This is a genomic window from Elusimicrobiota bacterium, assembly GCA_028718185.1.
Classification (GTDB): Bacteria; Elusimicrobiota; UBA8919; order UBA8919; family UBA8919; genus JAQUMH01.
On record JAQUMH010000002.1, the window covers coordinates 124,809 to 138,176 of the forward strand.

Annotated in this window: 14 protein-coding genes; all 14 read right to left on the minus strand. The window is 35.3% G+C overall.

Going from position 1 to position 13,368, the window contains the following annotated elements; translation table 11 throughout:
* Positions 1–126 precede the first annotated feature (126 nt).
* Complete coding sequence (locus PHE88_05125; protein ID MDD5687197.1) at positions 127–1,404, minus strand: adenylosuccinate synthase; 1,278 nt, start codon at positions 1,402–1,404, stop codon at positions 127–129.
* 175 nt (positions 1,405–1,579) lie between these two features.
* Entirely contained in the window at positions 1,580–2,839 is a 1,260-nt protein-coding gene (purB, locus tag PHE88_05130) for an adenylosuccinate lyase (GenBank protein ID MDD5687198.1), read from the minus strand.
* A 106-nt stretch (positions 2,840–2,945) separates the two neighbouring features.
* Positions 2,946–3,569 carry a phosphoribosylglycinamide formyltransferase gene (gene purN / locus PHE88_05135; protein MDD5687199.1) on the minus strand — a complete coding sequence of 208 codons (624 nt, stop codon included), beginning with the start codon at positions 3,567–3,569 and terminating at the stop codon, positions 2,946–2,948.
* 25 nt (positions 3,570–3,594) lie between these two features.
* Positions 3,595–4,542: a phosphoribosylformylglycinamidine cyclo-ligase gene (gene purM, locus PHE88_05140; protein ID MDD5687200.1), complete on the minus strand. Its 948-nt coding sequence runs from the start codon at positions 4,540–4,542 to the stop codon at positions 3,595–3,597.
* 253 nt (positions 4,543–4,795) lie between these two features.
* Complete coding sequence (pyrE, locus tag PHE88_05145) at positions 4,796–5,350, minus strand: orotate phosphoribosyltransferase (GenBank protein MDD5687201.1); 555 nt, start codon at positions 5,348–5,350, stop codon at positions 4,796–4,798.
* The gene (gene pyrF / locus PHE88_05150) at positions 5,347–6,012 is read right to left on the minus strand and encodes an orotidine-5'-phosphate decarboxylase (GenBank protein ID MDD5687202.1); all 666 of its coding nucleotides are present in this window, start codon (positions 6,010–6,012) and stop codon (positions 5,347–5,349) included. The genes pyrE and pyrF overlap by 4 nt, the downstream gene beginning before the upstream one ends.
* A 155-nt stretch (positions 6,013–6,167) precedes the next feature.
* The gene (locus PHE88_05155; protein ID MDD5687203.1) at positions 6,168–7,019 is read right to left on the minus strand and encodes a dihydroorotate dehydrogenase; all 852 of its coding nucleotides are present in this window, start codon (positions 7,017–7,019) and stop codon (positions 6,168–6,170) included.
* Positions 7,013–7,894 carry a dihydroorotate dehydrogenase electron transfer subunit gene (locus tag PHE88_05160; GenBank protein ID MDD5687204.1) on the minus strand — a complete coding sequence of 294 codons (882 nt, stop codon included), beginning with the start codon at positions 7,892–7,894 and terminating at the stop codon, positions 7,013–7,015. The genes PHE88_05155 and PHE88_05160 overlap by 7 nt, the downstream gene beginning before the upstream one ends.
* Entirely contained in the window at positions 7,881–9,176 is a 1,296-nt protein-coding gene (locus tag PHE88_05165) for a dihydroorotase (protein ID MDD5687205.1), read from the minus strand. The genes PHE88_05160 and PHE88_05165 overlap by 14 nt, the downstream gene beginning before the upstream one ends.
* Positions 9,157–10,104 carry an aspartate carbamoyltransferase catalytic subunit gene (locus tag PHE88_05170; GenBank protein MDD5687206.1) on the minus strand — a complete coding sequence of 316 codons (948 nt, stop codon included), beginning with the start codon at positions 10,102–10,104 and terminating at the stop codon, positions 9,157–9,159. The genes PHE88_05165 and PHE88_05170 overlap by 20 nt, the downstream gene beginning before the upstream one ends.
* Entirely contained in the window at positions 10,101–10,646 is a 546-nt protein-coding gene (pyrR, locus tag PHE88_05175; protein MDD5687207.1) for a bifunctional pyr operon transcriptional regulator/uracil phosphoribosyltransferase PyrR, read from the minus strand. Before pyrR ends, PHE88_05170 begins: the two co-directional genes overlap by 4 nt.
* Complete coding sequence (purE, locus tag PHE88_05180) at positions 10,643–11,161, minus strand: 5-(carboxyamino)imidazole ribonucleotide mutase (protein MDD5687208.1); 519 nt, start codon at positions 11,159–11,161, stop codon at positions 10,643–10,645. The genes pyrR and purE overlap by 4 nt, the downstream gene beginning before the upstream one ends.
* Positions 11,158–12,426 carry a phosphoribosylamine--glycine ligase gene (purD, locus tag PHE88_05185; protein MDD5687209.1) on the minus strand — a complete coding sequence of 423 codons (1,269 nt, stop codon included), beginning with the start codon at positions 12,424–12,426 and terminating at the stop codon, positions 11,158–11,160. Before purD ends, purE begins: the two co-directional genes overlap by 4 nt.
* Before the next feature lie 146 nt (positions 12,427–12,572).
* The gene (gene purQ, locus PHE88_05190) at positions 12,573–13,361 is read right to left on the minus strand and encodes a phosphoribosylformylglycinamidine synthase I (protein ID MDD5687210.1); all 789 of its coding nucleotides are present in this window, start codon (positions 13,359–13,361) and stop codon (positions 12,573–12,575) included.
* Positions 13,362–13,368: the final 7 nt, after the last annotated feature.

The following is a 13,368-nucleotide window of genomic DNA, read 5'->3' on the forward strand; positions in this document are numbered from 1 at the left end:
GCTTTATATTTTTGTAATTTTACCAAATCAATTAGTTTTTGTCAAGTTTTTTCTAGGATAGTTGGGTTGGACTGCATTATTACAATTGAACACTACTAATACTTAAGGTGGATATTGTCTTGCTATTTATACTATTTTTTTGTCAATTACTATGGTTTCTTTTTTATCTCTGCCGTTGGATATCATCGAAAACTTAACTTTTACGAGTTCCTCAATTTTTTTAACGTATTTTTGGGCATTCTTTGGCAGATTTTTAAATTTATTGATTCCTTTTATGCTCTGTTGCCAACCGGGCAACTCAATATATACAGGACTGCAATTTTCAATGACTTTCTTTGATAAAGGAAATTCTTTAAATGTTTTCCCGTTATGCTTATACGCTATACATACCTTTATTTTTTCAAAATCATCCAATACATCAAGTTTTGTAAGCACCATAGAACCGCATCCGTTTATTCTTAATGCATATTTCAATGCAACGATGTCAAGCCAGCCGCATCTTCTTGGTCTGCCGGTTGTAGCACCAAATTCTTTTCCTTTACTCCGCATATGTTCACCCACGTCATCTTTTAGTTCTGTAGGTAAAGGACCCTCGCCGACCCTTGTTGTATATGCTTTTACAATACCCAAAACCTTATCAATTTTTGTAGGACCTATACCACAACCGGCACAAACCCCACCGGCAATAGGATTAGAAGAAGTAACATAAGGATATGTACCAAAATCAACATCCAATAGCGTACCCTGGGCACTTTCAAATATTACGTTTTTATTTTTCTTAACTAAATCATTTATAAGATAAGACGTATCAACAACATATTCTCTTACTTCGTTAACTAATAAAGCACGTTTGCTTAGAATTTCTTTTTTGAGATCTGATACATTACACGTGCTTTCAAGAATGGCTTGTTTTTCTTTCAGGTTTTTTTCAAGCAGTTCGTTAAACATTTCATCATCAAGATAATCACACATCCTTATACCGGTCCTGGCATATTTATCCGAATACGCGGGACCTATACCTTTCTTAGTTGTACCTATATTTTGAACTTTTTCTCTTATACCATCTAAAATTTTATGATAAGCTAAAATTGTGTGGCATGTAGATGAAATGAAGAGACGGCCTTTTACTTTAATATCTCGTTTCTGTAAAAAATTAATTTCTTCTATAAGTGATTCCGGATCAACAACAACCCCGTTACCGATTATACATTTCTTGTTACTTTGCAGTATCCCGGACGGAATTAAATGCAAAACAAATTCTTTGCCGTCAAAAACAACGGTGTGCCCTGCGTTGTTTCCTCCCTGGTATCTGACAATATAATCTGCCTTTTCACTTAAATGATGTACAACCTTTCCTTTCCCTTCATCTCCCCATTGTAATCCAATAATAACAAGTGTTGGCATTCGTTTCTCCCCGATATATCTAAATGTTGTTCCAGTCAAATCCAGGCTGTTGTTGGTGTCATTGCGAACCGAAGGTGAAGTAATCTAATTATTTTTACACAGAGATTGCCATGCCCTTTCAGGGCTCTCAATGACGTCTCATGTGTTCCGTAACAGCTTCTAAATAAAACTTTAACTATATACCTAACTTTTTCAAAGCTGTTTTTACGTTCCTTACATAATATCTGACATCAAAACATTTTTCTATTTCAGCATCTGTCAAATATTCTTTTAGCGGTTTCTTATCCTTGAATCCGTTTCTACTAAGTTCCTGGATAATGGGATAAATTTTTTCTCTTGCGAATCCTTTATTAACTACTGCCAACAATAATCGTTGTGAAAAAATAGCGCTGTTACTCAAAAGATTTTCTTTCATGTTTTCAACATTAACATTGAGGTTTCCTATAACATAGTTCATTTTATTCAGCATGTAGTCAAGCAATATTGTGGAATCCGGTATAATAATTCTTTCCGTAGAAGAATGTGAAATATCCCGTTCATTCCACAGTGCTATATTTTCCAATGATACCAGCGCATTCGCTCTAATAACCCGCGATAAACCGCACATTTGCTCACAAATAACAGGATTTCTTTTATGCGGCATTGCTGAAGAACCTTTTTGTCCTTTAGTAAACGGCTCTTCTAATTCTGCAATTTCTGTTCTCTGCAAACTTCGTATTTCAGTAGCAAATCTTTCAAGAGACGCCGCAATTACTGCGAGCGTTGAAAGAAACTGCGCGTGCCTGTCTCTTGGTACTATTTGAGTTGAAACAGGTTCCGGATACAATTTAATCTGTATCATAACATACTCTTCTATTTTCGGCGATAAATGTGCATATGTACCAACTGCTCCTGATATTTTGCCGAATGATATATTTTCTTTTGCTGTTTTGAGCCGTTCAATATCTCTTAATATTTCAGTGTACCAGCCTGCAAGCTTAAATCCAAATGTTATCGGTTCAGCGTGAATGCCATGTGTTCTTCCGACCATCAGCACATCCTGATATTTTGCAGCTTGCTTTTTTATTGTTTTTGAGAATTTTATCAAATCATCAATTAAAATATCAGAAGCATCTTTCAGCTGCAATGCAAGTGCTGTATCCAAAACATCGGAAGAAGTAAGCCCCTTGTGGATATAAACAGATTCTTTACCGACACTTTCAGCAATTGAAGTCAAGAATGCAATCACATCATGTTTTACAGTATTTTCAATTTGCTTTATCCGCTTAACATTAAATTTTGCTTTGCTTTTTATCTTTTTCAATGCAGATGCCGGAATTTCACCGTATTTATTAAGCGCTTCGCATGCCGCAATCTCCACATCAAGCATTTTCTGGAACCTGCTTTCATCAGTCCATATCTTAGACATTTCCGGCAAAGAATAACGTTCAATCATTTATCGTTACACTCCTTACACGAATAATACATTACGAATTTTATCACGAATTATCACTAATAAAACCTTGTTTGTATTCGTAGCATATTCGTGATGTTTTTTGCTGTTATTCGTTTATCTTCATTCGTGTTATAATAATTTTTAATGCTTCGGGATATGCTGTGTGTTCTTGTTCAAGTACTCTTTTTTGTAAAGTTTCCGGTGTATCGCTACTAAGAACTTCAACCTTTCTCTGTAATATTATTTCTCCACGGTCATATTCTTCATCTACGAAGTGTACAGTACAACCTGAAACTTTTTCTTTTGCTTTTATAACTGCTTTATGAACATTTATACCATACATACCCGGTCCGCCATATTTTGGAAGTAACGCCGGATGAATGTTTAAAATTTTACCGTGATATTTTTTTACAAATTCTTCTGAAAGTTTTAAAAGAAATCCGGCAAGACATATTAAATTAACTTTTTGTTTTTTTAGATATTTAATCGCTTCTTTATTAAAATCGCAACTTTTGGGGTCTATGAAAACCGATTCTATGTTTTCTCTTTTTGCCCGCTCTAACCCAAAAGCATCTTTTTTATTGCTTATAACAATTACTACTTCAGCATTAATATCTCCACTCTTACAAGCATCCATTATTGCCTGCAAGTTTGAACCACTTCCGGAAATAAGAACACCTATACGACAAACATGTTCTGATGTTCTGGTGTTCTGATGTTCAATATTCATAACATTAAAGTTTAAAACTTTGAAATTAGAGAACTTCAACAGCTTTGGGACCTTTTACTATTTCGCCGATAATAGTTGAATTTTTTAGCAACTTCCGTATTTCTGTACTTTTACTGCTCTTAACTACCATTATCATTCCGATTCCCATATTAAGTGTTCTGTAAATTTCATAATCTGATATTTTGCCTTTTTTCTGTATAATCCTGAATATTTCCGGGACATCCCAAGTATTCTTATTAATTACTACTTTGCAATTGTCAGGCAAAACTCTTACTATATTATCATAAAACCCGCCACCGGTAATATGGCAAATTCCCAAAACTGACGATTGATACTTTCTCAAAACATTTAAAACTTCACGAACATATATTTTTGTTGGAGTTATAAGTACTTTGCCGTATTTTTTTAATTCTTTTTCTGAAAAAACTTTCCTAACCAGTGAAAAACCGTTTGAATGAAGCCCCGATGATGGAATACCGATAACTAAATCACCTTCTTTTATTTTAGAGCCGTCAATAACATCTTTTTTATCAACACTCCCGACAGTAAAACCTGCCAAATCATAATCATCACCCTTATAAAAACCCGGCATCTCCGCTGTTTCTCCACCCAATAATACACATTGTGCCTGGTCACAACCTTCTTTTATTCCTTTAATCACCTGTTTCGCTATATTTAAATCTAATTTTCCACAGGCAAAATAATCCAGGAAAAATAACGGTTTTGCACCGCAGCATAAAACATCATTAACATTCATAGCAACAAGATCTATTCCGACCGTATCATGCTTTTTAATTATTTGCGCAATTTTAAGCTTGGTCCCAACACCATCACAAGAAGCCGATATAAACTTATTGTTGTCAACCGGGAAAAGTCCTGAAAACCCGCCGATTGTCGGATTAAGTTTTTTTATCCAATCCACCAGACTATTCGCCTTATCAACATCCACCCCTGATTTTTTGTAAGTTATCATTGTTTTATTTCTCCCTTAAAAATTGTGTAATGTGCAATGTGACATGTGTTATGTAAAAATAAATAGAGATTAAAAATATAGAAATTTACTTCGTGAAATTTATTGAAACTTATAGTAATTTGTTGTAATTTATTTTATTTCTACCAATTTCCATATATTTCTTAATTTCTATCATATATTCTAATTCTCTAACTATCTAATTTCTAACCCCAAATCCTCCCATGACTCATTTGTTAAAACTATATTTTATTAATTATTTCATATTCCTGCTGCCAGGTTTTACTACGGGTATATTTTTTTTACATAACGGGCAATCTTCGGGTTTATAAGTCTCTATTTTTATCTTCATTACTGATATTGCAAAATCTTCCAGACCAGACCTGTCAACAACACACGCTTTACCTATAACTTCACCGCATAAAGATTCAACAAGTTTACTCACTTCATTTGTAGACCCGCCGGTTGTTATAACATCTTCGACAATTACGCACTTTTCTCCACCTTTTATGTCAAATCCCCGCCTTAAAGTCATTACGCCATTTTCCCTTTCACAAAAAATTGCACGACATTTCAATTGCCTAGCAAGCTCCTGCCCTATAACAATACCACCGATTGCAGGACTTACGACAACATCAACTTTTTCAGTTTTAATTTTTTTTACCAGTTCCTTTGCAATTTTTTTCGTAATTTCAGGATATTGCAATATTTTTGCACACTGCATATATTTATCAGAATGCAGACCGCTTGTCAATAAAAAATGCCCTTCCAACAACGCCTCTTTCTCTTTAAACAGTTTTAATAGATTCATGCTATTTCCTTTAATATTTCTTTTGCCGACGATAACGGGTTACCTGATTTTATTACAGGCCTGCCGACTACGATATAATCGGCTCCTTTTTCTTTTGCTTCCTTTGGGGTCAGTGTTCTTTTCTGGTCGCCTTTTTCATCTTTTTCTGTCCGGATACCGGGTACGATAATCTGAAGTCCGCCGATTTTTTTAACTATGTCTATTTCTTGCGGTGAACATACAACACCATCAAGTCCGGTCTCTTTTGCCAATTTGGCTAAATCTTTTACTTGTTCGCCAACTGTCTTGTTTATTCCAATTCCCTTTAAATTATTTTCATCAAAACTTGTAAGAACTGTTACTCCCCACACAAGCGGTCTGTTTTTTATCTGTGAAACCGCCTTAAGCATATCGCTGCCGCCGGAAGTGTGTACCGTCAGAGAAAAAACTTTTCTTTCACCTGCGATTCTTACTGCATCGGAAATAACACTGGGTATATCATAATATTTTAAATCAAGAAACACTTTACAACCCCTGTTGTTTATCATGTCTATTATTTTTGGACCTTCAGAAGTAAAAAGCCGTGAACCCACCTTGAATATCTTTACGTCACTTTTCAAAAGGTCAACAATTTTTTCTGCCTGAGAAATATTATCAACATCAAGAGCAACAATTAGTTCCATAGATTCACCCTAATTTTTCACGAATAAATGCAAACATCGCGAATTAATTACGAATATTTATTAACATCTTAATTACTACTACTTACCCCCCTCATCTTTCATCTTCTCCCCTGTGGGGAGAAGAAAGAGTTGAGGGGATAGCGAACAGATTCGATTTATTTATTCGTGTGATTCTTTAATTTTTCTATAATTCTTATCGGTATATTTGGGTCTATTAAATTACCGGTTCCAACTTGTATGGCTTTTGCACCTGCTTTAAAATAATCTAAAGCGTCATTTACATTCATTATTCCGCCAATTCCGATTACAGGTATTTTTACCGATTGAGAAACTTCGTATACTTTTTTAAGTCCTATATGTTTTATGCAAGGACCTGACAAGCCGCCGAACACAGGAGATTGTGGGATTGTGGGATTGTGAGATTGTGGAAAAAACAAAACAGGGACAGTGTTTATTAAAGAAACGGCATCGGCACCTGCATCTTCGGCCGATTTGGCAATTTCAAAAATATCTGTAACATCCGGCGATAGCTTTACAATAAGAGTATGTTTTGTATTCTTCCTGACTGACTTTACGACCTTGTAAGTATCAACTTTATATTTTGAAATTATTCTTCCTTTTACGTTCGGACAGGAAATGTTCATTTCAATTCCGGATATATTTTCTTTATTCAATGCTCTTGCAATCTCTACATATTCTGATTCTTTTTCCCCTGCTATGCTTACAATAACCGGTGTTCTGGTAATTTTATTTAGTTCCGGCAGTTTTTCAGTTAAAAATATTTCCAATCCGACATTTTGCAATCCAATAGTATTTATAATCCCATACGGGACTTCAAAAGTTCTTGGCTGTGAATTTCCTAACCTTGGTTTTAATGTTATTGTTTTAGTAACAATTGCACCAAGTTTATCCAAGTCAACTAAATCCTTGCATTCAATACCATACCCGAATGTTCCGGAAGCAACCATCACAGGATTTTTAAGTTTTATATTTCCAATTTTTACCATATTATATCTTCCGCATCAAAAACAGGCCCGTCCTTACAAACACTTTTGTATTCAAACTCTTGATTCTGAACTTTAGACATTGGACATTGGACATTGGACATCGGACGCCGTATTTTTACTACACATCCCATGCAAGTCCCTATACCGCATGCCATTTTTTCTTCAAGGGAAACAAAACATTTTAAATTATATTTTTTTGATATTTTTGCTATTTCTTTAAGCATTGGTTTGGGACCGCAGGAATAAATGACAGTAGATAGGGAATAGGGGTTAGCTATTAGGTAAGAACTAAAAAATTTAGATATCATACCTCTCTTGCCGTAAGAACCGTCTTCTGTGGAAACTATAACTTTGCAGCCGTATTTTTTAAATTGATTTTCAAACATTACATCTTTTTTGATTTTGGCACCGATAAATACTACAGGTTTTATATTTTTAAGTGCAAATGATTGAGCAAGGAACAAAAGTGAAGCTACACCGGTACCGCCGCCGACTAAGACAGGAAGCCCTCCACTAAACCTTTGGCGGGCAAGTGGGAAGCCCTCCACTAAACCTTTGGCGGGCAAGTGGGAAGTAGGAAGTGGAGTATAGCCGTTGCCAAGAGGACCGAGGATGTTGAAAATATCACCTCTTTTGGCTTTCGATAATATTTCTGTTCCTTTGCCGACTACTTTAAATAATATATCAAATGTATTGTTGCTTGTTCTGCAAATACTGAAAGGACGTCTCAAAAACGTTTTTTCATCATCTATTTTGAGCATAATGAACTGACCGGGTTTTGAATTCCTGGAAATTTTTGGGTTGGTGAAAGTAAGCAAAAAAAAATCCCCCGATAGTTTTTTATTAGAAATTAATTTAGTATTAGTCTGATACAATCTGCCCTCCATCTACAATTACTTTTCCTGCTACTATAGTAGTCGTTGCAAAACCGCTTAACTTCATTCCTATAAAAGGCGAATTTTTACATTTTGATTCAAATTTTTCTATAATTTTGGTCTTGTTTAAATCAATTATTGTAATATCTGCATCGCTACCGGCTGACATGCTGCCTTTTTTTAACCCGAGTGCTTTTGCCGGATTGCATGTTAATTTGGATATAGCATCATTTAGTGAAATTATTTTTTTATTAACAAGATTTGTTATGACCAAAGGAAGAACTGTTTCTAACCCAATGATACCAAAAGGTGCAAGCTTAAATTCTTGTTCTTTTTCTTCGGCTAAATGCGGAGCATGGTCGGAAGCAATGCAATTTATTGTCCCGTCAGCAAGTCCTTCACAAATTGCCTTCACGTCTTCTTTGGTCCGAAGAGGCGGATTCATTTTTGTATTTGTATTATAATCAGTTTCTTTTACATATTCGTCAGTAAGCGAGAAATAATGCGGAGCAGTTTCTGCCGTAACATTTATCCCTCTTTTTTTCGCTTCTCTTACAAGTTCTACGGAATGTCTTGTTGAAATATGTGCAATATGCAACCTGCCCCCTGTAAGTTCGCAAAGTGCTATATCTCTTGCAACCATAATCTCTTCTGCCTGTTTTGGAATTCCCTTAAGTCCAAGAACTGTTGAAATATATCCTTCATTAATCTCACCGTTTGCAGATAAGTTCGTATCTTCGCAATGCGAAATCAATGTAAGATCCAGCATTTTTGTATATTCCAACGCTCTTCTCATTATATTGGCATTCATAACAGGTCTGCCGTCATCTGAAATTGCTATAACTCCCGCACCTTTCATTTTTCCTATTTCAGCAAGTTCTACGCCGTTACTGCCTTTCGTTATTGCACCTACCGGAAAAACATTTATTACTCCTTCTTGTTTAGCTGTCGCCAATATAAATTTTACACCGGACACGGAATCTACTACAGGCTGAGTATTAGCCATCGCACAAACTGTCGTAAATCCGCCCATTGATGCTGCCCGTGTTCCTGATTTTATTGTTTCCTCATCTTCCCTGCCCGGTTCTCTTAAATGTGTATGAATATCAATTAATCCGGGTACTACGATTTTTCCTTTTGCATCAATTACTTTTACATTTGACTTGTTTTTGGAAATTTTACCTACAGAAATTATTTTACCGTTCTCTACAAGAACGTCCGCTTTCTGATTAAACTTATTTGCAGGATCACAAACAATTCCATTAAGAATTAATAATTTCACCTTGACCTCCGTCTCCACCTGCTAGTAAATAAAGAACTGCCATTCTTACCGCAACCCCGTTTGTAACCTGTTCTGTAATTACCGAATTTTTACTATCGGCAATGCTTGACGATATTTCAATACCTCTGTTCATAGGACCGGGATGTAATATTAAAAGATCTTTTTTAGCATTGCTTAATTTACCGGAATTAATCCCGAAAAGTTCGCTATATTCCTCAAGCGTAGGGAAAAGATGCTGTTCCTGTCTTTCCTTTTGTATTCTTAAAATATTTATTACATCCAATTTATGAATAATTTTTGAAATATCGTGATGAACTTCAACGTTCATCTTTTCAACTTCCATTGGTATCATAGTTGACGGTCCAATTACAAACACATTAGCTCCCAATTTATTTAATCCCCAAATATTTGATTTGGCAACTCTTGAATGTGAAATGTCTCCGATAATTGCAACATTCAGACCTTTTATTTTCCCCTTCTTTTCCATTATAGTAAACATGTCTAAAAGTCCCTGGGTAGGGTGTTCATGCATCCCGTCACCTGCATTTATAATAGAGGCGGATATTGTTTTTGCAATAATATGTGCAGCACCTGACATGCTATGCCTGATAATAACGAAGTCGGCTTTTAACGCTTCAATCGTCTTTGCAGTATCTATAAGTGATTCACCCTTAACAACAGACGAGGAAGCTACGTTTATATTTACAGTATCAGCACTTAACCGCTTTGCAGCAAGTTCAAAAGATGTCCTTGTTCTTGTTGACACTTCATAAAAAAGGAGAACAACCGTTTTACCTCTCAATGTAGGTACCTTTTTTACAGTTCTCGTAAAAAGTTGTTTGAATGGTTTTGCAGTTTGAAGAATAAGCTCTATCTCTTCCTTGGATAGATACTCGAGTCCTAACAAATCCTTCTGTTTAAGTTTCATCTCTTCTCCTTCAATACAATGTTATCTTCGTTATCTATCTCTTTTAAATTTACACATATAAGTTCTTCTTTAGAAATCGGGAAATATTTACCGATAAAATCAGGTTGTATAGGCAATTCACGTCCGCCGCGGTCTATAAGAACTGCAAGCTTTATTGTCCTGGGACGCCCAAAATCAATTATTTCATCAATCGCAGCCCTGACTGTTCTTCCGGTATAAAGAACATCATCAATAAGAATAACATCTTTACCTGTTACATCAAACGGTATTTTTGTTTCTTTTACTACCGGCTGCCGGGAAATAGAGCTAATATCATCCCTGTAAAGCGTAATATCCAAAATCCCGAGCGGAACTGTTTTTTTTGTAATTTTTTTTAACTCGGCAACTATCCTTTTTGATAAATAAACTCCCCTTGTCTGAAGTCCTACAAAAACCAGATTTTCAATCCCGTTTGTTTTTTCAATAATCTCATGAACAAGCCGTTTCAAAGTTTTTTCTACTTCCTTGTCATTCATTATAACTTTTTTATAAACAAGTTTCATGCTCTATACCTCTTATATCCGACTTTTTTAAGTTTTAACGCTTTTTTGGAAATACCATTTGCAAGGTCTTTTCTGTAATTTAAAAGATTTCTTCTAATTTCCAAATCTTTTAATGCTAATATCTCAACTGCAAGAATTGCCGCATTATAAGCGCCCATTTCTCCGATTGAAACAGTTGCAACCGGAATACCCTTCGGCATCTGAACAATTGAATAAAGGGAATCAACCCCTAAAAGCGTTTCTGTTTTCATCGGAACACCAATAACAGGAACTACCGTAAAAGACGCAATAACTCCAGGAAGATGAGCTGCACCGCCTGCTCCGGCAATAATAACTTTAATTCCCTTCTTAGTAAGATTTTTTGAATATAATCTCACTTTTTCCGGTGACCTGTGAGCGGACATGATAGTCATTTCATATGGTATCTTAAAAAACTCAAGAGCTTCTGCACAATGCTTCATCTGTGGAAGATCAGAATCACTCCCCATTACGATACTTACTAATGGATTTTTCATATTGTTAGTCCTCCTGATAATCCCTTTTTAGCTATGTCTTTGCGGAAATGCATATTTTCAAATTTAATTACTTTAATGCTTTCATAAACTTTTATAATTGCATTTTCTAAAGATGAATCCACTGCTGAAACATTTAATACTCTGCCGCCATTTGTATAATATTTTTTATTTTCATATTTCGTGCCGGAGTGAAAAACAACAGCATCTTCTACATTACTTATACCGTAAATTTCTTTTCCTACTTCATATTTGCCCGGATAACCGCCTGATGTAATAACAACAGATACACAATAACCTTCATTATATTTAATTTTACACGCGTCAAGATTACCGTCAATAGTTAATATTATTAAATCCAGCAAATCAGTTTTCAATAACGGGAGTATTGCCTGTGTTTCAGGATCGCCAAAGCGAACATTAAACTCTAAAACTTTCGGACCGGCACCTGTTAACATTATTCCCGCATAAATTATACCCTTGAAATTAAGCGATTCGCTTTTTATTCCATTTAAAAAATTGTCAAATATCTTTTTTATATCTTTAGAATTTACAATCTTTACCGGAGCATATGCTCCCATACCGCCGGTATTTGGTCCCTTATCTAAATCATTGACCCGCTTATGGTCCTGTGACTGTATCAAAGGTAAGATAGTTTTGCCGTCACAAAAAGCAATTAGCGATACTTCCAGCCCTCTTAGTTTTTCTTCAATAATGACCTCTTTACCGGCATCACCAAAAACCTTATCTAACATTATTTTTTTTATCGCTTCTTCAGCCTCAGTTCTTGTGTTACATACAAAAACACCTTTACCTGCCGCAAGCCCATCCGCCTTGATGACACAAGAATCGACTTCCGGCGGAGTATTGAGATATTTTATGGCATCTTCGCATTTATTAAAAACTTCAAATGATGCTGTCGGAATATTATATTTCTTCATGAATCTTTTTGCAAAGACCTTGCTCGCCTCAAGCTGGGATGATTTTTTATCAGGACCAAAAATATCCAGTTTCTTAGTTTTAAAATAATCAACAATACCTTCTGAAAGCGGAAGTTCAGGACCAACAACAGTTATATCCACTTTATTATTAATAACAAACTCGGATATTTTTTTAAAATCCAGTATGTCTATTTTAGCACATTCTGCAATCTGGGAAATCCCACCATTACCGGGAATACAGAAAATCTTCTTTATATGTTTTGATTGCTTCAATTTCCAAATAATCGCGTGTTCTCTTCCGCCTGAACCTATAACCAAAATGTTCATAGTCACTCCACAGAATTATTGTAACAGTCCGATATTGTTTTTACTATTAAAAAATCTGGTTTTGAACGATTTAGAGACATTTAGGCGAATAAACCGTTAAAAATGTCTTGTTTAGTGAAAAACCATGATTTTCTAATAGCTATAGATTATAAATTCTTTTTTGCGTAATTTACGGCATTTTTAAGAATACAAAGTCCATATGGTTCAATATTTTTTTTTCTTGTCCAAAAAGGATTAAGATAGCTCGATACAAATCTTTCAGGATGCGGCATCAACCCGAATATATTACCCTGAGTATTTACAATTCCTGCAATGTTTTTAATTGAACCGTTCGGATTATACGGAAAACCTTTCTCTTCGCCAAATTCATCAACATATTTAATGGCAATCTGAGAATTCTTTTCTAACAACTCAACCGTTTCATCGCTACAAACAAATTTTCCCTCACCATGCGCAATAGGCAGTTGAATTATATCAGGCAGGTCTTTTGTCCAAAGACATCGGACACCAGACATGGGACTCCTGACTATTTTTAAATAAATCCACCTGCACTCGAATTTTCCGCAGTCATTATATGTAAGAGTTACCGACTGTTCCCCGTCTAAAAAAGGAAGAAGTCCTGCTTTTACTAAAACCTGGAAACCATTACAAATACCTATAATAAGATTCCCTTGCTCTGCAAACTTCGTTATTTCATTTTTTAGTTTGTATTTTAACTTGTTCGCAAATATCTTACCGGCAGAGATATCGTCGCCATATGAAAAACCACCGGGAATTGCAAGTATCTTATAATCAGAGAATTTCTTTTCTTTACTTAAAAATTTATTTATATGCACAATTTCAGGGTTTGCACCGGCAAGCTTGAACCCCTGATATGTTTCAGCGTCATTATTTGTTCCTGCTGTTTTTAAAACAACCACATTAACTTTTTTCATAACAGAT

Bases quoted from the DNA above. Each gene is read 5' to 3' on its own strand.
- PHE88_05170 (MDD5687206.1), bottom strand. From the start codon at position 10,104: ATGAAACTTAAACAGAAGGATTTGTTAGGACTCGAGTATCTATCCAAG.
- pyrE (MDD5687201.1), bottom strand. From the start codon at position 5,350: ATGAATCTATTAAAACTGTTTAAAGAGAAAGAGGCGTTGTTGGAAGGG.
- purB (MDD5687198.1), bottom strand. From the start codon at position 2,839: ATGATTGAACGTTATTCTTTGCCGGAAATGTCTAAGATATGGACTGAT.
- purM (MDD5687200.1), bottom strand. From the start codon at position 4,542: ATGATAACTTACAAAAAATCAGGGGTGGATGTTGATAAGGCGAATAGT.
- purN (MDD5687199.1), bottom strand. From the start codon at position 3,569: ATGAATATTGAACATCAGAACACCAGAACATCAGAACATGTTTGTCGT.
- pyrR (MDD5687207.1), bottom strand. From the start codon at position 10,646: ATGAAACTTGTTTATAAAAAAGTTATAATGAATGACAAGGAAGTAGAA.
- purE (MDD5687208.1), bottom strand. From the start codon at position 11,161: ATGAAAAATCCATTAGTAAGTATCGTAATGGGGAGTGATTCTGATCTT.
- PHE88_05155 (MDD5687203.1), bottom strand. From the start codon at position 7,019: ATGGTAAAAATTGGAAATATAAAACTTAAAAATCCTGTGATGGTTGCT.
- purQ (MDD5687210.1), bottom strand. From the start codon at position 13,361: ATGAAAAAAGTTAATGTGGTTGTTTTAAAAACAGCAGGAACAAATAAT.
- PHE88_05125 (MDD5687197.1), bottom strand. From the start codon at position 1,404: ATGCCAACACTTGTTATTATTGGATTACAATGGGGAGATGAAGGGAAA.
- purD (MDD5687209.1), bottom strand. From the start codon at position 12,426: ATGAACATTTTGGTTATAGGTTCAGGCGGAAGAGAACACGCGATTATT.
- pyrF (MDD5687202.1), bottom strand. From the start codon at position 6,012: ATGGAACTAATTGTTGCTCTTGATGTTGATAATATTTCTCAGGCAGAA.